This window comes from Acidovorax sp. CF316 (genome assembly GCF_000276605.1).
Taxonomy (GTDB): domain Bacteria; phylum Pseudomonadota; class Gammaproteobacteria; order Burkholderiales; family Burkholderiaceae_C; genus Acidovorax.
Map to the genome: position 1 here is coordinate 1 of NZ_AKJX01000028.1, position 18,025 is coordinate 18,025.

18 protein-coding genes are annotated in these 18,025 nt (G+C 66.0%); 12 read left to right on the forward strand and 6 right to left on the reverse strand.

Translation table 11 applies throughout. The features are described from left to right. On the forward strand, positions 1 to 1,520 hold a 1,520-nt coding region (locus tag PMI14_RS04160), incomplete at its 5' end, for a PhoH family protein (RefSeq protein ID WP_007850062.1). 96 nt (positions 1,521 to 1,616) lie between these two features. Here PMI14_RS04160 and dnaB read toward each other — a convergent pair. From dnaB to rpsF, 5 genes are all read right to left on the reverse strand, one after another. Beyond that, positions 1,617 to 3,050 (reverse strand): replicative DNA helicase, encoded by a 1,434-nt coding sequence (gene dnaB, locus PMI14_RS04165; protein WP_007850064.1) that lies wholly within the window; start codon positions 3,048 to 3,050, stop codon positions 1,617 to 1,619. A gap of 190 nt (positions 3,051 to 3,240) precedes the next feature. Beyond that, on the reverse strand, positions 3,241 to 3,693 hold the full coding sequence (gene rplI, locus PMI14_RS04170; RefSeq protein ID WP_007850065.1) for a 50S ribosomal protein L9: 453 nt from the start codon (positions 3,691 to 3,693) through the stop codon (positions 3,241 to 3,243). A gap of 12 nt (positions 3,694 to 3,705) precedes the next feature. Next, the gene (rpsR, locus tag PMI14_RS04175) at positions 3,706 to 3,987 is read right to left on the reverse strand and encodes a 30S ribosomal protein S18 (RefSeq protein ID WP_005795932.1); all 282 of its coding nucleotides are present in this window, start codon (positions 3,985 to 3,987) and stop codon (positions 3,706 to 3,708) included. Positions 3,988 to 4,004: 17 nt separating this feature from the next. Then, positions 4,005 to 4,295: a primosomal replication protein N gene (priB, locus tag PMI14_RS04180; RefSeq protein WP_035202281.1), complete on the reverse strand. Its 291-nt coding sequence runs from the start codon at positions 4,293 to 4,295 to the stop codon at positions 4,005 to 4,007. 21 nt (positions 4,296 to 4,316) lie between these two features. Beyond that, positions 4,317 to 4,694, reverse strand: coding sequence for a 30S ribosomal protein S6 (rpsF, locus tag PMI14_RS04185; protein ID WP_007850074.1), 378 nt, complete (start codon positions 4,692 to 4,694; stop codon positions 4,317 to 4,319). A gap of 228 nt (positions 4,695 to 4,922) precedes the next feature. On the opposite strand from rpsF, the gene grpE reads away from it, so the two are divergent. The 8 genes from grpE to leuB all read left to right on the forward strand — a co-directional run bounded on the left by grpE (position 4,923) and on the right by leuB (position 13,416). Further along, positions 4,923 to 5,471 carry a nucleotide exchange factor GrpE gene (gene grpE / locus PMI14_RS04190; RefSeq protein WP_007850077.1) on the forward strand — a complete coding sequence of 183 codons (549 nt, stop codon included), beginning with the start codon at positions 4,923 to 4,925 and terminating at the stop codon, positions 5,469 to 5,471. A gap of 91 nt (positions 5,472 to 5,562) precedes the next feature. Continuing rightward, complete coding sequence (gene dnaK, locus PMI14_RS04195) at positions 5,563 to 7,518, forward strand: molecular chaperone DnaK (RefSeq protein ID WP_007850078.1); 1,956 nt, start codon at positions 5,563 to 5,565, stop codon at positions 7,516 to 7,518. An 89-nt stretch (positions 7,519 to 7,607) separates the two neighbouring features. Then, the gene (dnaJ, locus tag PMI14_RS04200; RefSeq protein WP_007850081.1) at positions 7,608 to 8,753 is read left to right on the forward strand and encodes a molecular chaperone DnaJ; all 1,146 of its coding nucleotides are present in this window, start codon (positions 7,608 to 7,610) and stop codon (positions 8,751 to 8,753) included. A 189-nt stretch (positions 8,754 to 8,942) separates the two neighbouring features. Beyond that, positions 8,943 to 9,935, forward strand: coding sequence for a LysR family transcriptional regulator (locus PMI14_RS04205; protein WP_052024323.1), 993 nt, complete (start codon positions 8,943 to 8,945; stop codon positions 9,933 to 9,935). 31 nt (positions 9,936 to 9,966) lie between these two features. Continuing rightward, positions 9,967 to 11,388 (forward strand): 3-isopropylmalate dehydratase large subunit, encoded by a 1,422-nt coding sequence (gene leuC, locus PMI14_RS04210; RefSeq protein WP_007850086.1) that lies wholly within the window; start codon positions 9,967 to 9,969, stop codon positions 11,386 to 11,388. A gap of 68 nt (positions 11,389 to 11,456) precedes the next feature. Then, the gene (locus PMI14_RS04215) at positions 11,457 to 11,585 is read left to right on the forward strand and encodes an entericidin A/B family lipoprotein (protein WP_007850089.1); all 129 of its coding nucleotides are present in this window, start codon (positions 11,457 to 11,459) and stop codon (positions 11,583 to 11,585) included. Between the two features lie 11 nt (positions 11,586 to 11,596). Further along, positions 11,597 to 12,247, forward strand: a complete 651-nt coding sequence (leuD, locus tag PMI14_RS04220; RefSeq protein ID WP_007850100.1) for a 3-isopropylmalate dehydratase small subunit — start codon at positions 11,597 to 11,599, stop codon at positions 12,245 to 12,247. A 95-nt stretch (positions 12,248 to 12,342) separates the two neighbouring features. Then, the gene (gene leuB, locus PMI14_RS04225) at positions 12,343 to 13,416 is read left to right on the forward strand and encodes a 3-isopropylmalate dehydrogenase (RefSeq protein ID WP_007850103.1); all 1,074 of its coding nucleotides are present in this window, start codon (positions 12,343 to 12,345) and stop codon (positions 13,414 to 13,416) included. Between the two features lie 90 nt (positions 13,417 to 13,506). Here the strand turns inward: leuB and PMI14_RS35880 are convergent, their stop codons facing one another. Beyond that, a complete protein-coding gene (locus PMI14_RS35880; RefSeq protein ID WP_369751428.1) occupies positions 13,507 to 13,905 on the reverse strand; it encodes a hypothetical protein in 399 nt (132 codons plus the stop codon). Between PMI14_RS35880 and PMI14_RS35885 the strand changes: the two genes are divergently transcribed. The 3 genes from PMI14_RS35885 to PMI14_RS04240 form a co-directional block, all read left to right on the forward strand. After that, on the forward strand, positions 13,892 to 14,398 hold the full coding sequence (locus PMI14_RS35885) for a hypothetical protein (RefSeq protein ID WP_369751429.1): 507 nt from the start codon (positions 13,892 to 13,894) through the stop codon (positions 14,396 to 14,398). The genes PMI14_RS35880 and PMI14_RS35885 overlap by 14 nt on opposite strands. 95 nt (positions 14,399 to 14,493) lie before the next feature. Next, a complete protein-coding gene (asd, locus tag PMI14_RS04235; RefSeq protein WP_007850107.1) occupies positions 14,494 to 15,624 on the forward strand; it encodes an aspartate-semialdehyde dehydrogenase in 1,131 nt (376 codons plus the stop codon). A 305-nt stretch (positions 15,625 to 15,929) separates the two neighbouring features. Further along, positions 15,930 to 18,025 (forward strand): FimV family protein (locus PMI14_RS04240; protein ID WP_238541799.1); only part of this gene is annotated, 2,096 nt, incomplete at its 3' end.

Consider the following 18,025-nt stretch of genomic DNA (forward strand, 5'->3'; position numbering starts at 1 on the left):
CGGCTCCAGCCGTCGCACCCGCCACGGCACGCGGCACGACCAAAAAGAGCAGCCGCACGGTCGCCACCGCCGCGCCAGCGCCGGCCAGCCGCGCCAGCGGCAGCGCCGCCAAGCGCGCACGCCCGAGCGGCCCGTCCAAGCTGTTCGTGCTGGACACCAATGTGCTGCTGCACGACCCGACCAGCCTGTTCCGCTTCGAAGAGCACGACATCTTCCTGCCCATGATCGTGCTGGAGGAGCTCGACGGCCACAAGAAGGGCATGACCGAAGTGGCCCGCAACGGCCGCCAGACCAGCCGCACCCTGGACGCCCTGGCCGGCGTGCACGGCGCCGACATCGCCCACGGCCTCAAGCTCGACTCCACGGGCCAGCGCGCTGCTGGCGGCCACCTGTTCTTCCAGACCGCACCGCTGGACTACAGCCTGCCCACCAGCCTGCCCCCGGGCAAGGCGGACAACCAGATCCTGGGCGTGGTGGAAGCGCTGCGCAAGCTGCACGCACCGCGCGAGGTGGTGCTGGTGTCCAAGGACATCAACATGCGCGTCAAGGCGCGCGCCCTGGGCCTGAACGCCGAGGACTACCAGAACGACAAGACGCTGGAAGACGGCGACCTGCTGTACTCGGGCGTGCTCGCCCTGCCGCCGGACTTCTGGGTCAAGAGCGGCAAGAACGTGGAAAGCTGGCAGAGCGGAGTGCACACTTACTACCGCATCGGTGGCCCCATCGTGCCGCAGCTGATGATCAACCAGTTCGCGTACTTCGAGGCCCCCGGCGAGCCCAGCCTGTTCGCGCGCGTGAGCGAGATCCGCGAAAAGACGGCGGTGCTGCAGACCCTCAAGGACTATGGCTCGGCCAAGCATGCGGTGTGGGGCGTGACCACGCGCAACCGCGAGCAAAACTACGCCATGAACCTGCTCATGGACCCCGAGATCGACTTCGTGACGCTGACCGGCACGGCCGGCACCGGCAAGACCCTGCTGGCCCTGGCCGCCGGCCTGACCCAGGTGCTGGATGACCGCCGCTACACCGAGATCATCATGACCCGGGCCACAGTGAGCGTGGGCGAGGACATCGGCTTCCTGCCCGGCACCGAAGAAGAGAAGATGGGCCCCTGGATGGGCGCGCTCGACGACAACCTGGAGTTCCTGGCCAAGGGCGACGGCGGCAATGCCGGCGAGTGGGGGCGCGCCGCCACCAACGAGCTGATCCGCAGCCGCATCAAGATCAAGAGCATGAACTTCATGCGCGGGCGCACCTTCCTGAACAAGTACGTGATCATCGACGAGGCGCAGAACCTGACGCCCAAGCAGATGAAGACGCTGATCACCCGCGCAGGCCCGGGCACCAAGATCATCTGCATGGGCAACCTGGCGCAGATCGACACGCCTTACCTGACCGAAGGCTCCTCGGGCCTGACCTATGCGGTGGACCGCTTCAAGGGCTGGCCGCACAGCGGCCACATCACCCTGGCGCGGGGTGAGCGCTCACGCCTGGCGGACTTTGCCAGCGAAGTGCTCTGAGAACGCGCCTGCAAGGCAGGCGCCACAGCCCGCACCAAACAAAAGGCCCCTGCCATCGGCAGGGGCCTTTTTCATGGCCACATGGATGTGCAGCACTCAATAGTCATCACCACCGCTGCCCATGGCGAGGTTTTCAAAGCGGGTCTGGTTCTTCTGGAAGAACAGCTTCACGGTGCCGGTGGGACCGTTACGCTGCTTGCCGATGATGACCTCGGCCACGTTGGGCTCCTTGCTGTCCTTGTTGTAGTAGTCGTCTCGGTAGATGAACATGATGATGTCCGCGTCCTGCTCGATGGCGCCCGATTCGCGCAGGTCGGACATCATGGGGCGCTTGTCGGTGCGCTGCTCCACCGAGCGGTTGAGCTGCGACAGCGCGATCACCGGGCACTGCAGCTCCTTGGCCAGCATCTTCAGACCCCGGGAGATTTCGCCCAGCTCGGTGGCCCGGTTGTCGGCGCTGCCGGCGCCCGAGCCGCTCATGAGCTGCAGGTAGTCGACCACGATCAGGCCGAGCTTGCCGCACTGGCGCGCCAGGCGGCGCGCGTTGGCGCGCAGCTCGCCAGGCGTCAGACCCGGGGTTTCATCGATGTGCAGCGACACGGTGCGCAGCCGCTCGATGGCCTCGGTCAGGCGCGGCCATTCGTCGTCGGTGAGCTTGCCGGTGCGCAGGTTGCCCTGGTTCACGCGGCCGATGGAGCCCACGATACGCACGGCCAGTTGGGCGGCACCCATTTCCATCGAGAAGATGGCGACCGGCAGGCCTTCGTTGAGCGCCACGTGCTCGGCGATGTTCACCGCGAACGAGGTCTTGCCCATGGAGGGGCGCGCCGCCAGCACCACCATGTCGCCGGCCTGCAGGCCTGAGGTCATGCGGTCCAGGTCGGCGAAGCCGGTGGGCACGCCGGTCACGTCCACCGGGTTGTCGGCCATCTCCTGCACCTTGTCGAGCAGGTCGATCACCAGGTTGTCGAGCGACTGGAAGCCCTGCTTGGTACGCGAGCCCTCCTCCCCGATGGCGAAGATCTTGGCTTCGGCTTCGTCCAGGATGCGCTCCACGGTCTTGCCCTGGGGGTTGAAGGCGTTGGTGGAGATCTCGTCACTGGCCGTGACCAGCTTGCGCAGGATGGCGCGCTCACGCACGATTTCCGCATAGCGGCGGATGTTGCTCGCACTCGGAACGTACTGCGCCAGGTTGTTCAGGTAGGCCAGCCCACCCATCTCCTGGGCCTTGCCCTGGTTCTTCAGGTGCTCGAACACAGTGATCACATCGGCCGGCTTGCTGCCGTTGATCAGCGCGCCGATGGCCGAGTAAATCATCTGGTGCTCGTGCCGGTAGAAATGGCTTTCCACCAGCAGATCGCCCACGCGGTCCCAGGCGTTGTTGTCCAGCAGCAGGCCGCCGAGCACGCTGGACTCGGCCTCGATGGAGTGCGGCGGCGTGCGCAGCTTGGCGATCTCCTGGTCCTCACCGGAGCCGGAAGGCGGCACGAAACCCTGTTCGTCGAGCGGGGGAAAGACAGCAGCGGACATGGAATTTCTCCGGACAGGGACCTGATGGTGCACACCCCCTCACCAGCAATACCTGGCATCCGGGGATAAGCCTTGGGGCAATCTGTGGATTACCGGTGGGCAATCCTGTACAAATGGCGGAGTCGCAAAGACAAAAGCCGCCCGAGGGCGGCTTTCGCGGCAAGTCACGCAGATTACTACGTGCGGGCGATCAGGCGGTTTCGCCGTAGACCGACACGGTGACGTCCACCACCACGTCGGTGTGCAGGGCCACGCTGACAGTGGTTTCGCTGACGACCTTGATCGGGCCGTTGGGCAGGCGAACCTGGGCCTTGGCGACCTTGTAGCCTTGCTTGTTCAGTTCTTCGGCGATGTCCTGGTTGGTCACGGAACCAAACAGACGGCCGTCCACGCCAGCCTTTTGCGTCAGCTTGACCGTGGTGCCGGCCAGCTTTTCGCCTTCAGCCTGGGCTTGTGCCAGCTTGGCGGCAGCAGCCTTTTCCAGTTCGGCGCGCTTGGCTTCGAACTCGGCTTTGGCCGATTCGGTGGCGCGGCGTGCGCGGCCCGAAGGGATCAGGAAGTTGCGTGCGTAGCCGTCCTTGACCTTGACGATTTCGCCCAGGTTGCCGAGGTTCACAACCTTGTCGAGCAGAATGATTTGCATGGGTTGTGCTCCTTAGATCTTGTGCTGGTCGCTGTAAGGCACCAGGGCCAGGAAGCGAGCGCGCTTGATGGCGGTGTTCAGCTGGCGCTGGAAGATGGCGCGCGTGCCGGTCAGGCGCGCGGGGATGATCTTGCCGTTTTCGGCGATGAAATCGCGCAGCGTGTCGACATCCTTGTAGTCGATTTCTTCAACACCGGTCACCGTGAAGCGGCAAAAGCGCTTGCGCTTGAACAGCAGGGACTGGGTATTGCGCTTTGGGCGCTTGTCTTTGTTGAACTTCTTGAACGTGGCCATTGCGGACCCCTTGAAAATTAATTTTGTTGAATATCCTGGATGTGGAGCACAGCGTTCCTGCCATTGCGCGGCGTGGCGAGAAAGCCGCTGAAAGTCCATCGACTCCCAATCTGCTGCCTCGCAAGCCGCTCAGCCATCGCACCGAATGCGACCGCCTTCATGGCTGCCTTGACATCCCGCGGCTCGCCTGCCTCGTTTTGCCTGGACTCGTGCTCGAGCCGAAGGGCAATGGCGGGCAAGCCGGCGGGGGTGTAACGCAGGGCCTCAGCCTCGGCGATACAGGCCGTCAAGACGACGCGGTTCTCCACTCCCGAAAGGGCGGTGGACGATCAGCGCTCGCCGGCAGCGGCGTATTCCGCCTGGCTGGCCTTGCGGGCTTCTTCGCGCTCGACGGTCTTCATCATCGAAGATGGGCCCGTGTCGGCCTTCTTCTTCTGAACCGTCAGGTGGCGCAGCACGGCGTCGTTGAACTTGAAGGCGTGCTCCAGTTCAGCCACCACGGCCTGGTCGGCTTCGATGTTCACGCACAGGTAGTGGGCCTTGGCCAGCTTGTTGATCAGGTACGCCAGTTGACGGCGGCCCCAGTCTTCCACGCGGTGCACCTTGCCACCGCCAGCGGTGATCATGCCCTTGTAGCGCTCCAGCATGGCTGGAACTTGTTCGCTTTGATCCGGGTGGATCAACAAAATGATTTCGTAATGACGCATGCAGACTCCTTTTGGGTGAAACCACCCGCTGCGTCTAGAAGCGGTGTGGCAAGGGCAAAGCCGTAGATTATAGCCCGCATCTTTCACCTTGTACACTCACCCCTGCTCCAAGACGGTCCATCCGCCCGGCCCGACGCCGCCAATGCCCCCGGCATTGCGCAATAACTTGAAATACCACACACACGCCCAACCTTGTGCGCGTACTGTTTTATTTACGAAGACCCTGACATGTCCGACAACAGCCAGCCAACCACCTCCCAAGACGCCTCCCCCGAAGAAATTGAAGCTGCCATGGCCGCCAATGCCTCTGACGAGCTGTCGCGCCTGCAAGGCGAGCTGGCCGAGCTCAAGGCCAAGAGCGCCGAGCTGGCCGACCAGTTCCTGCGCGCCAAGGCCGAGGCCGAGAACGCCCGCCGCCGCGCCGAGGACGAAGTCACCAAGGCCCGCAAGTTCGGCATCGAGAGCTTTGCCGAGAGCCTGCTGCCTGTGGCCGACAGCCTGGATGCCGCCCTGGGCATCAAGGAGGCCACGCCCCAGCAGCTGCGCGAAGGCGCCGACGCCACCCTGCGCCAGCTGACTTCGGCGCTGGAGCGCAACAAGGTGCTGGCCATCAACCCGCCTGCCGGCGAGAAGTTCGACCCCCACCAGCACCAGGCCATCAGCGTGGCGCCTGCCGACCAGGAACCCAACACCGTGGTGGCCGTGCTGCAAAAGGGCTACAAGATCGCCGACCGCGTGCTGCGCCCGGCGCTCGTGACCGTCACCGCCCCGAAATAAATAAATTTGGTGGATAACGGCTTGAAGCCGGCCAAGTTATCCACAAGTTACCAGTTATCCAAATCACTCAAACATCGCGGAGAAGAACATCATGGGAAGAATCATCGGTATTGACCTGGGCACCACGAACAGCTGCGTTTCCATCATGGAGGGCAACACGACCCGCGTGATCGAAAACAGCGAAGGCGCCCGCACCACGCCTTCCATCGTGGCCTACCAGGAAGACGGCGAGATCCTCGTCGGCGCCTCGGCCAAGCGCCAGGCCGTGACCAACCCGCGCAACACGCTGTACGCCGTGAAGCGCCTGATCGGCCGCAAGTTCACCGAGAAGGAAGTGCAAAAGGACATCGACCTGATGCCCTACAAGATCGTGGCCGCCGACAACGGCGACGCCTGGATCGAAGTGCGCGGCAACAAGCTGTCGGCACAGCAGGTGTCCGCCGACATCCTGCGCAAGATGAAGAAGACGGCCGAGGACTACCTGGGCGAGCCCGTGACGGAAGCCGTCATCACCGTGCCCGCCTACTTCAACGACGCCCAGCGCCAGGCCACCAAGGACGCCGGCCGCATCGCCGGCCTGGATGTCAAGCGCATCATCAACGAGCCCACCGCCGCAGCCCTGGCCTTCGGCCTGGACAAGCAGGAAAAGGGCGACCGCAAGATCGCCGTGTATGACCTGGGCGGCGGCACGTTCGACGTGTCCATCATCGAGATCGCCGACGTCGACGGCGAAAAGCAGTTCGAAGTGCTGTCGACCAACGGCGACACCTTCCTGGGCGGCGAAGACTTCGACCAGCGCATCATCGACTACATCATCAGCGAGTTCAAGAAGGAACAGGGCGTGGACCTGTCCAAGGACGTGCTGGCCCTGCAGCGCCTGAAGGAAGCCGCCGAGAAGTCCAAGATCGAGCTGTCCAACTCGGCCGCGACCGACATCAATCTGCCTTACATCACGGCAGACGCCTCCGGCCCCAAGCACCTGAACATCAAGCTGACCCGCGCCAAGCTGGAAGCCCTGGTGGAAGAGCTCATCGAGCGCACCATCGCCCCCTGCCGCACGGCCATCAAGGACGCCGGCGTGTCGGTGTCGGACATCCATGACGTGATCCTGGTGGGCGGCATGACCCGCATGCCCAAGGTGCAGGAGAAGGTCAAGGAATTCTTCGGCAAGGAACCGCGCAAGGACGTGAACCCTGACGAAGCCGTGGCCGTGGGTGCCGCCATCCAGGGCCAGGTGCTCTCGGGCGACCGCAAGGACGTGCTGCTGCTGGACGTGACCCCCCTGTCCCTGGGCATCGAGACCCTGGGCGGCGTCATGACCAAGATGATCACCAAGAACACCACGATCCCCACGAAGTTCGCACAGACCTTCTCGACCGCCGACGACAACCAGCCGGCCGTGACGATCAAGGTGTTCCAGGGCGAGCGCGAGATGGCCTCGGGCAACAAGCTCCTGGGCGAGTTCAACCTGGAAGGCATTCCACCGGCATCGCGCGGCACGCCGCAGATCGAGGTGTCGTTCGACATCGACGCCAACGGCATCCTGCACGTGGGCGCCAAGGACAAGGGCACGGGCAAGGAAAACAAGATCACCATCAAGGCCAGCTCCGGCCTGTCGGAAGAAGAAATCCAGAAGATGGTGAAGGACGCCGAGCTGAATGCGGCCGACGACAAGAAGAAGCTGGAGCTGATCCAGGCGCGCAACCAGGGCGAAGCCGCCGTGCACAGCGTGAACAAGAGCCTGGCCGAGCATGGCGACAAGCTCGACGCCGCCGAGAAGGAAGCCATCACCTCGGCTGCAAAGGCCCTGGAAGACGTGCTCAAGGGCGAGGACAAGGCCGCCATCGAGGAAAAGACGACGGCCCTGATGGCCGCCAGCCAGAAGCTGGGCGAGAAGATGTACGCCGACGCGCAAGCCGCGCAGGCGGCAGCCGGCGCCGGTGCGGGTGACGCATCGGGTGGCCAGCAGGCATCATCCTCCTCCAGCAGCAAGCCCGACGACGACAACGTGGTCGATGCCGAGGTGAAGGAAGTCAAGAAGGGCTGAACACGCCCCGTTTGACCCGAGCCGCCGCGCGAGTTTCCTGACAAGGGGGCTTGCGCGGCGTTCCTGTTCCAACCGGGCTCAGAAAGACCATGTCCAAACGCGACTTTTACGAAATCCTGGGCGTTCCCAAGAACGCCTCGGATGAAGAAATCAAGAAGGCCTATCGCAAGCTGGCGATGAAGCACCACCCCGATCGCAACCAGGGTGATGCCTCCAAGCCTGCCGAAGAGAAGTTCAAGGAGGCCAAGGAGGCCTACGAGATGCTCTCCGACCCGCAAAAGCGGGCCGCCTACGACCAGTACGGCCATGCCGGGGTGGACCCCAACATGCGCGGCCCCGGTGGCGCGGGGGCGGAAGGCTTCGGCGGCTTTGCCGAGGCATTCGGCGACATCTTCGGCGACATGTTCGGCCAGCAGGGCGGGCGCGGGCGTGGCGCCGGCGGCCGCCAGGTGTACCGTGGCAGCGACCTGAGCTACGCCATGGAGATCACCCTGGAGGAAGCCGCCCGCGGCAAGGATGCGCAGATCCGCATCCCCTCGTGGGAGAGCTGCGACACCTGCCACGGCAGCGGAGCCAAGCCCGGCACCAGCGCCAAGACCTGTGCCACCTGCACGGGCACCGGCACGGTGCAGATGCGCCAGGGCTTCTTCAGCGTGCAGCAGACCTGCCCGCACTGCCGCGGCACGGGCAAGATCATTCCCGAGCCCTGCACCACCTGCCACGGCCAGGGCAAGCTCAAGAAGCAAAAGACGCTGGAAGTGAAGATTCCCTCGGGCATCGACGACGGCATGCGCATCCGCAGCACCGGCAACGGCGAGCCGGGCACCAACGGCGGCCCGCCGGGCGACCTGTACATCGAGATCCGCCTGAAGAAGCACGACATCTTCGAGCGCGATGGCGACGACCTGCACTGCCAGGTGCCCGTGAGCTTCATCACGGCCGCACTGGGCGGCGAGATCGAGGTGCCGACGCTGGCAGGCAAGGCGGCCATCGACATCCCCGAAGGCACCCAGGCCGGAAAGCAGTTCCGCCTGCGCGGCAAGGGCATCAAGGGCGTGCGCGCCAGCTACCCCGGCGACCTGTACTGCCACATCGCGGTCGAGACCCCGGTCAAGCTCACCGAGCACCAGCGCAAGCTGCTGCGCGAACTGGAAGACTCGCTGAAAAAGGGCGGCGCGCGCCACTCACCCAGCGGCGAGAGCTGGACGGACCGGCTGAAGAATTTCTTCAGCTGAGCCCCAGCCCTGCCCCACCACCGCACGGCGCCGCCAGGCCCGTGCGGTTTTTTCATGCCCGCGCGCGCCGAGAAGGCCGCATGCGCGATGGACGACATCGCGGTTCGCGATGGCGGCTGCTTCATTTTTACAGGAAAATACCCAAACGCCTTCTCCAAACGAGAAGCACAGAACACCCCCAGAGACCCGATGAAAAGCTCCGAGCGCAGTTTTGCGCGCCGCATTGACCTCACTTCGCTGCAGCTGTTCGTGGCGGTGTGCGAGCTCGGCAGCATCGGCCGCGCGGCGGAGCGCGAATTCATCGCGGCCTCGGCCGTCAGCAAGCGCCTGTCGGACCTGGAAACCGCCGTGGACACGGCCCTGCTCTACCGCCACAGCCGCGGCGTGACACTTACGCCGGCCGGCGAGAGCCTGCTGCACCATGCGCGCACGGTGCTCTTCGGCCTGGAGCGCATGCAGGGCGAGCTCAGCGAATACGCCGACGGCGTGCGCGGCCACGTGCGCATGCATGCCAACATCTCGGCCATCTTCCAGTTCCTGCCGGAGGACCTGGGCGCCTTTGCGCGCGAGCACAGCCAGATCAAGATCGACCTGCAGGAGCACCTGAGCAGCGACGTGCTCAATGCCGTGCACGAGGGCGCGGCCGACCTGGGCATCTGCAACGTCGGCATGGCCACGGGCACCGGCGGCAACGAACTGCAAAGCCGCCCCTACCGCGCCGACCACCTGGTGCTGGTGGTGCCCGAGGCGCATGCCCTGGCACAGCACAGCGCCATCGGCTTCGAAGAGGTGCTGGACTGGGACATCGTCGGCCTGCACGCCAACAGCAGCATCAGCCTGGCCATGCGTGCCGCAGCGGCCGCCGCCGGGCGCCCGCTGCGCCAGCGCATCCAGGTCACGGGGCTCGACGCCATGTGCCGCATGATCGACAACGGCCTCGGCGTGGGCCTGCTGCCCGACCGCGCCTTCGAGCTCATGCGCGGCGTGGGCCACCTGCGCGCCATACCGCTGGCCGAGGCCTGGGCCCACCGCGAGCTGCGCGTGGTGGCGCGCGATTTCGACGCCCTGCCCGTGACCGCGCGGCTGCTGGTGGAGCACCTGGCACCGCTGCAGTCGGCGGCGGCACCCGCGCATGCATCCCTGTCCGCCGCCACCCCCGCCCTGCAGGGCGGGCCCCACTAAAATCACATTACCCACCTGAAAGAGACGCACCATGGGACGCACCCTGTACGACAAGATCTGGGACGAGCACGTCGTCCATACCGAAGAGGACGGCACCTCCATCCTCTACATCGACCGGCACCTGGTGCACGAAGTCACCAGCCCCCAGGCCTTCGAAGGCCTGCGCGAGGCCGGCCGCAAGGTGTGGCGCACCAGCTCGATCGTCGCCACCGCCGACCACAACACGCCCACCACGGGCTGGGAAGCGGGCTATGACGGCATCACCGACCCGATCAGCAAGGAGCAGATCACCACGCTGAACGACAACATGGCGCAGATCCACCCTGCGGCCTTCTTCCCGTTCATGCACAAGCGCCAGGGCATCGTCCACGTGATCGGGCCCGAGAACGGCGCCACCCTGCCCGGCATGACGGTGGTCTGCGGCGATAGCCACACCAGCACGCACGGCGCCTTCGGCGCGCTGGCGCACGGCATCGGCACCTCCGAAGTCGAGCACGTGATGGCCACCCAGACCCTGCTGGCCAAGAAGGCCAAGAACATGCTGGTGCAGGTGGACGGCCAGTTGGCCAAGGGCGTCACCGCCAAGGACGTCGTGCTGGCCATCATCGGCAAGATCGGCACGGCCGGCGGCACGGGCTACACCATCGAGTTCGCAGGCTCGGTCATCCGCGGCCTGTCCATGGAAGGCCGCATGACCGTGTGCAACATGGCCATCGAAGGCGGCGCACGCGCCGGCCTGGTGGCCGTGGACGACAAGACCATCGAGTACGTGCGTGGCCGCCCCCTGTCGCCCACGGGCGTGGAATGGGACCAGGCCGCCGCCTACTGGAAAACGCTGCACTCCGACGCCGATGCGCACTTCGACACCGTGGTGAAGCTCGACGCGGCCGACATCCTGCCGCAGGTCACCTGGGGCACCTCGCCCGAGATGGTGCTGGGCATCGACGCCCGCGTGCCCGATCCGGACAAGGAAAAGGACGCCAACAAGCGCGGCGCCATCGAGCGCGCGCTGACCTACATGGGCCTCACGCCCGGCAAGCCGATCAACGACATCACCATCGACAAGGTGTTCATCGGTTCGTGCACCAACAGCCGCATCGAGGACATGCGCGAGGCCGCCGCCGTGGTCAAGAACCTGGGCCGCAAGGTGGCCAGCAATGTGAAGCTGGCCATGGTGGTGCCCGGCTCGGGTCTGGTCAAGGAACAGGCCGAGCGCGAAGGCCTGCACGAGATCTTCAAGGCCGCGGGCTTCGAGTGGCGCGAGCCCGGCTGCTCCATGTGCCTGGCCATGAACGCCGACCGCCTGGAGCCGGGCGAGCGCTGCGCCAGCACCAGCAACCGCAACTTCGAAGGCCGCCAAGGCGCTGGCGGCCGCACCCACCTGGTGAGCCCCGCCATGGCCGCAGCCGCAGCCGTGCACGGCCACTTCGTGGACATCCGCCAGTTCTCCTGAACCCTTTCACCCCTCCATTGATCCAACGCCCGTTGGCCTTTCCACCCACCGACCGAAGGAGTCCCGTCATGAAAAAGACCGCCACTTTCATCGCCCTTTCGCTGGCTTTCCTGCTGGCCGGCTGCAACACCGTCAAGGGCGTGGGCCAGGACGTCCAGCGGGCCGGCGGCGCCCTTGAGCGCGCCGCCAACAAGTAAGGCAACCCACCATGCAGAAATTCACCGTGCACAAGGGCCTCGTGGCCCCGATGGACCGCGAGAACGTCGACACCGACGCCATCATCCCCAAGCAGTTCCTCAAGTCGATCAAGAAGACCGGTTTTGGCGTGAACCTGTTCGACGAATGGCGCTACCTGGACCATGGCGAGCCCGGCCAGGACCCTGCCAGCCGCAAGCCCAACCCCGACTTCGTGCTCAACCAGCCGCGCTACCAGGGTGCCAGCGTGCTCATCGCACGCAAGAACTTCGGCTGCGGATCGAGCCGCGAGCACGCCCCCTGGGCGCTGGACCAGTTCGGCTTTCGCACCGTGATCGCGCCGAGCTTCGCCGACATCTTCTTCAACAACTGCTTCAAGAACGGCCTCCTGCCCATTGTGCTGCCCGAAGCCACCGTGGCCCAGCTGTTCGATGAAGTGGCGGCCTTCCCCGGCTACCAGCTCACCGTCGACCTGGAGCGCCAGGTCGTCGTGCGCCCGCAGGGCGAGGAGATCCCGTTCGAGGTGCAGGCGTTTCGCAAGTACTGCCTGCTCAACGGCTTCGACGACATCGGCCTGACCCTGCGCCAGTCCGACAAGATCCGCGCCTTCGAAGCCCAGCGCCTGGCCACCAAGCCCTGGCTGGCGCACAGCATGGTCTCCTGACCCCAGGCCCACCACACCCGGTTCATCACTTGTGGCCGACGCTGCCTGGCAGGCCTGCCAGGTCACGCGGCCATTCCTTTACAAAGAAGTCGTTCATGAAAATCGCAGTTCTGCCGGGAGACGGCATCGGCACCGAAATCGTTGCAGAGGCCGTCAAGGTCCTCGAAGTGCTGGACCTGAAGTTCGAGATGGAGTCGGCCCTGGTCGGCGGCGCCGCCTACGAGGCGCACGGCCACCCCCTGCCCGAGGCCACGCTCAAGCTGGCCAAGGACGCAGATGCTGTGCTGTTCGGCGCCGTGGGCGACTGGAAGTACGACAAGCTCGACCGCCCCCTGCGCCCCGAGCAGGCCATCCTGGGCCTGCGCAAGAACCTGGGCCTGTTCGCCAACTTCCGCCCCGCGATCTGCTATGAGCAGCTGGTGGGGGCTTCGAGCCTCAAGCCCGAGCTGATCTCCGGCCTCGACATCCTCATCATCCGCGAGCTCACGGGCGACATCTACTTCGGCCAGCCGCGCGGCCGCCGCATCGCCACCGATGGCCACTTCCCCGGCGCCGAAGAGGCTTTCGACACCATGCGCTACAGCCGCCCCGAGGTCGAGCGCATCGCGCACGTGGCCTTCCAGGCCGCACGCAAGCGCAGCAAGCGCGTGACCAGCGTGGACAAGGCCAACGTGCTCGAGACCTTCCAGTTCTGGAAGGACATCGTGACCGAAGTCGGCAAGGAATACCCCGACGTGGAACTCGACCACATGTACGTGGACAACGCCGCCATGCAGTTGGTGCGCGCGCCCAAGAAATTCGACGTGGTGGTCACCGGCAACATGTTCGGCGACATCCTCTCGGACGAGGCCTCCATGCTCACCGGCTCGATCGGCATGCTGCCCTCGGCCTCGCTGAACAGCAGCAACCAGGGCCTGTACGAGCCCAGCCACGGCAGCGCGCCCGACATCGCCGGCAAGGGCGTGGCCAACCCGCTGGCCACCATCCTCTCGGCGGCGATGATGCTGCGCTTCTCGCTGAACCAGGAAGCCTCTGCCCAGCGCATCGAAGCGGCCGTGCAGAAAGTGCTGGCCCAGGGCCTGCGCACGCCCGACATCTGGAGCGAAGGCACGACCAAGGTCGGCACCGCCCAGATGGGCGATGCCGTGGTGAAGGCGCTGGCCGCCTGACCCCTGCCCCAAGCCCGATGCGGGCTCCGAAAAAAAAGCGCCGGCGACCCCGGCGCTTTTTTTGCCCCCGGCCCCGGGGTCTGCGGGCGCCTACAGCCAGCCGCTGTGCACGAACTCCATGACGGAATAGATCCGGTTGTCCAGGGGGTGGGCGCGCACGGCGGCAACGATACGCGCCACGCCGTCGGCATAGGGCGCATCGCCATAGACGCGGGTTTCCAGCGTCAGGCTGCACAGCCCATCCCCGATGTCGATCCGGTGGTAGGCATGGCGCCCCAGATGCTCCTTGGGAATGTGCAGGTCACGCGACTGGACCTCGGCGGAACGCACGGACCGGATGTCGCCCGCCGCCAGGCCCAGGGCATGCGACATGCCGACCGCCGTGCCGGGAACGGAAGTTTTCTGTGCCTGGTGGGACTCGGTGAGCGCGATGCGGTGCCCATGGAACAGGTGCCCGCTGCGTTCCAGCATGCCCATGAACTTGAGCATCAGGATGTTGGTGTTGGGGCACACGACCACCGGAAAGCCGTGGCTGCCCCGTTCCAGCACCGATCCGGTGGCCAGCTCCACCAGGGGGCTGCCCGATGCCTCGCAAAATGCCGCGACGGCGGCAAGCTCCCTCCCGGAGCCGGCATGGACCACGATGGATGGCGCCGTGCCAGGCGCCACCGGCCAGCGCACGACCGCGCACCCCCGCTCCCGCATCCAACGAGTCCACGAGTTCCCGGGCCAGTTGGCCCGAACCGACAATGATCACCTGCTGCATTGCTACCTTCGCTTGAGAAAAAAATCTTCCGGTGGCCCGCCTCTTGCCGACCGGGGGACGCCGGGCCATTTCGTGATGGACGGTTCAATCCCGCATCCGCTACAATATCCGCTTATGTTTGCCGCCCACACGTTCGCCCTGAACATTGCACCCGCCGCCACGGCCGGTGTGGCTGCGCGCGCAACCATCACCAAAACCACGACCATTAAGGGCTGACTCAGCCTGGTTCGTCGTGCGCCCTTCCTGGCCTGACGAGCCAGGCGAGCAGTCCGGTCTGGCACTGTTTGTTAATCTGTAAAAGGGGCGTTGAAATGAGCAAGTTGGTAGGTTTGGTCGGCTGGCGCGGCATGGTCGGCTCGGTGTTGATGGATCGCATGGCCGAAGAGAATGACTTCGACCTGATCGAGCCATTGTTCTTCTCCACTTCGAATGCCGGCGGCAAGGCCCCTTCAGTGGCCAAGAACGAGACCACGCTGCAGGATGCGTTCAACATCGACGCCCTGAAGCGCTGCGAGATCATCATCACCGCCCAGGGCGGCGAGTACACCTCCGAAGTCTTCCCCAAGCTGCGCGCAGCCGGCTGGAACGGCCACTGGATCGACGCGGCCTCCACGCTGCGCATGGAAAAGGATGCCGTCATCATCCTCGACCCCGTGAACCTGCCCGTCATCCAGGATGCGCTGTCCAAGGGCGGCAAGAACTGGGTCGGCGGCAACTGCACCGTGAGCTGCATGCTGATGGGCGTGGGCGCGCTGTACAAGGCCGGCCTCGTCGAGTGGATGAGCACCCAGACCTACCAGGCCGCCAGCGGCGGCGGCGCCCAGCACATGCGCGAACTGCTGACGCAGTACGGCACGCTGAACGCCGAGGTGAAGTCCCTGCTGGACGACCCCAAGAGCGCCATCCTGGAAATCGACCGCAAGGTCATCGCCAAGCAGCGCGCCCTGTCCGGCGCCGAGACGGCCAACTTCGGCGTGCCACTGGGTGGCTCGCTGATCCCCTGGATCGACAAGGACCTGGGCAACGGCATGTCCAAGGAAGAATGGAAGGGCATGGCCGAGACCAACAAGATCCTGGGCCAGGGCGAGGGCTTCGGTTCCAGCGCCATCCCTGTGGACGGCTTCTGCGTGCGCGTGGGCGCCATGCGCTGCCACAGCCAGGCGCTGACCTTCAAGCTCAAGAAGGACGTGCCCGTGGCTGACCTGGAGGCCATGATCGCCGCCGACAACGAGTGGGTGAAGGTGGTGCCCAACACGCGTGAAGCGACGATCAAGGACCTGACGCCCGTGGCCGTGACCGGCACCATGACCATTCCCGTGGGCCGCGTGCGCAAGCTGGCCATGGGCCCCGAGTACGTGGGCGCCTTCACCATCGGCGACCAGCTGCTATGGGGCGCAGCCGAGCCGCTGCGCCGCATGCTGCGCATCCTGCTGGCCGCCTAAAATCCCCTTGCCCGGGCTCCAGGAGCCCAGGCCCCCAGCGCGCGCAATGCCTGTTGCGCGCGCTTTTTTGCGCCCTGACCCTTGACACACCCGGTTACGTGACGTTGGCAATTGGCAACATCTGCATGCCCCAAGTTGGGGCATGACCACCGGGGGCAAAGCTTCTGCGCCACCTCAGCTTGTCAGTGCAAAACATTGATGCTATGGTGCTTTTTACATATTTTCACGCGCCGGGGCGGGACCAGACCATGAGAAAAACAGCACCGCTCGACCGAGCCGCACAACCCAATCAGTTGATGGCAAACATGCATCGTTGGAAATTTTCTGTGCTGGCGGCTGCGGCCGTGGCAACTGCCGGGCTCTACGCCACCGATGCGTCCGCGCTCGCGCTGGGCCGCATCACCGTGCAATCCGCCCTGGGCGAACCCCTGCGCGCCGAGATCGATCTGCCACAGATCACCCCTGCGGAGGCGGAAACCCTGAAGGCCAGCACGGCCACGCCCGAGGTGTTCCGCGCCCAGGGCATGGAGTACTCGCCCACCATGAACAACCTGCAGGTGCAACTGCAACGCCGCGCCGATGGCTCGGCCGTGCTGCGCCTGTCCAGCGACCGCCCGGTGAACGACCCCTTCGTCGACCTGGTGCTGGACGCCACCTGGGGCTCGGGCCGCCTGGTGCGCAGCTACACGATGCTGTTCGACCCGCCAGCGATGCGCCGTCCGGCGCCAACGGTGACGGCCGCCCCGCAGACCACGGCCCCTGCCGCGCGTGCGGACGTCCCGCCCGCCGTGGCCGGTCGCCCGTCGTCCGCAGCATCGGCACCTGCCGCCGCGCCCCGCGCACCCGCAGCCCCCCGCGCCACGCCCGCCGAAGGCGGCGTGACCGTGCAGGCCGGCGACACGGCCAGCCGCATCGCCAATGCCAACCGCCAGGGCGGCGTCTCGCTCGACCAGATGCTGGTGGCCATGCAGCGTGCCAATCCGGACGCCTTCATCGGCGGCAACATCAACCGCATCAAGGCCGGTGCGGTGCTGCAGATACCCGACCAGGCCACGGCCCAGGCCACGCCTGCGCCCGAAGCCCGCCAGATCCTGGCCGCGCAGAGCCGTGACTTCGGCGCCTTCCGCCGCAAGCTGGCCGAATCCGCCCCCTCCACCACCGTGGCATCGGCCGAACGCTCTGCCAAGGGCTCGGTGCAGACCCGCGTGGAAGACAGCAAGCCCGCCACCGCTGCCCCCGACAAGCTCACGCTGTCCAAGGGTTCGGTCAAGGGCCAGAAGGCCGCCGAAGACCAATTGGCCAAGGACAAGCAGGCCAGCGACGCATCGGCCCGCATGGCCGAACTGTCCAAGAACATCAGCGATCTGAACAAGCTGGGCGCCGCATCGGCCGCAGCCCCCTCGACGCCAGCCACGCCGGCAGCACCTGCCGCCGCTCCCGCTGCGCCTGCGGCCAGCACCCCGGCCCAGGTGGCCGTGCCCGGCGTGCCTGCCACGCCGGCCGCACCCGAAGCCCCACCGGCCACGGCAGCCTCCGAACCCACCAGCGGCGCATCGGCCGAGGCCAGCGCTGCCCCCGCATCGGACGCCGCTGCGGCCACGCCGCCCGCCGCCCCGGCTTCCAAGCCTGTCGTGCTGCCACCACCCACGCCGGTGGCAGAGCCCGGTTTCCTCGACGGCCTGCTGGACGACCCGCTGATCCCCCTGGCCGGTGGCGGCCTGCTGGCCCTGCTGCTGGGCTATGGCGCCTACCGCGTGATCCAGCGTCGCCGCAACAATGCGGGCGTGGACAGCTCCTTCCTGGAAAGCCGCATCCAGCCCGATTCGTTCTTCGGCGCCAGTGGCGGCCAGCGCGTGGACACCGCCAACAGCGAGATGACCACCGGCTCGTCCATGGCCTACTCGCCCAGCCAGCTCGATGCCGGCGGTGATGTCGACCCCGTGGCCGAAGCCGACGTGTACCTGGCCTACGGCCGTGACCTGCAGGCCGAGGAGATCCTCAAGGAAGCCGTGCGCCACAACCCGGCCCGCGTGTCCGTGCACGTGAAGCTGGCCGAGATCTATGCCAAGCGCCAGGACCGCAAGGCCCTGGAGTCCGTGGCCGGCGAAGTCTTCAAGCTGACGCAGGGCGAAGGCCCCGACTGGGCGCGCATCGTCGACCTGGGCCGCGGCATCGAACCCGAAAACCCGCTGTACCAGCCAGGCGGTCGCCCCGGCCAGCCGGAAGACGAGAACCCCTCGATTCCTGGTGCCTTCGTGAGCACCTTCTCGGGTGCCCCTGTGGCATCGGCAGCCCTGCCACCCGACCTGGACCTGGACCTCGACCTCGATCTGCCCGACGACGCACTGACCGATGCACCGCCCGCGCCCCCCGGCGGCTTTGCGGCGGCGGCCGCAGCAGC

What these genes read in the sequence shown, in the direction of transcription:
- dnaB (WP_007850064.1), bottom strand. Translation starts at nt 3,050, where the DNA reads ATGTCCGCTGCTGTCTTTCCCCCGCTCGACGAACAGGGTTTCGTGCCG.
- rplI (WP_007850065.1), bottom strand. Translation starts at nt 3,693, where the DNA reads ATGCAAATCATTCTGCTCGACAAGGTTGTGAACCTCGGCAACCTGGGC.
- rpsR (WP_005795932.1), bottom strand. Translation starts at nt 3,987, where the DNA reads ATGGCCACGTTCAAGAAGTTCAACAAAGACAAGCGCCCAAAGCGCAAT.
- rpsF (WP_007850074.1), bottom strand. Translation starts at nt 4,694, where the DNA reads ATGCGTCATTACGAAATCATTTTGTTGATCCACCCGGATCAAAGCGAA.
- grpE (WP_007850077.1), top strand. Translation starts at nt 4,923, where the DNA reads ATGTCCGACAACAGCCAGCCAACCACCTCCCAAGACGCCTCCCCCGAA.
- dnaK (WP_007850078.1), top strand. Translation starts at nt 5,563, where the DNA reads ATGGGAAGAATCATCGGTATTGACCTGGGCACCACGAACAGCTGCGTT.
- dnaJ (WP_007850081.1), top strand. Translation starts at nt 7,608, where the DNA reads ATGTCCAAACGCGACTTTTACGAAATCCTGGGCGTTCCCAAGAACGCC.
- PMI14_RS04205 (WP_052024323.1), top strand. Translation starts at nt 8,943, where the DNA reads ATGAAAAGCTCCGAGCGCAGTTTTGCGCGCCGCATTGACCTCACTTCG.
- leuC (WP_007850086.1), top strand. Translation starts at nt 9,967, where the DNA reads ATGGGACGCACCCTGTACGACAAGATCTGGGACGAGCACGTCGTCCAT.
- PMI14_RS04215 (WP_007850089.1), top strand. Translation starts at nt 11,457, where the DNA reads ATGAAAAAGACCGCCACTTTCATCGCCCTTTCGCTGGCTTTCCTGCTG.
- leuD (WP_007850100.1), top strand. Translation starts at nt 11,597, where the DNA reads ATGCAGAAATTCACCGTGCACAAGGGCCTCGTGGCCCCGATGGACCGC.
- leuB (WP_007850103.1), top strand. Translation starts at nt 12,343, where the DNA reads ATGAAAATCGCAGTTCTGCCGGGAGACGGCATCGGCACCGAAATCGTT.
- PMI14_RS35885 (WP_369751429.1), top strand. Translation starts at nt 13,892, where the DNA reads ATGAACTTGAGCATCAGGATGTTGGTGTTGGGGCACACGACCACCGGA.
- PMI14_RS35880 (WP_369751428.1), bottom strand. Translation starts at nt 13,905, where the DNA reads ATGCTCAAGTTCATGGGCATGCTGGAACGCAGCGGGCACCTGTTCCAT.
- asd (WP_007850107.1), top strand. Translation starts at nt 14,494, where the DNA reads ATGAGCAAGTTGGTAGGTTTGGTCGGCTGGCGCGGCATGGTCGGCTCG.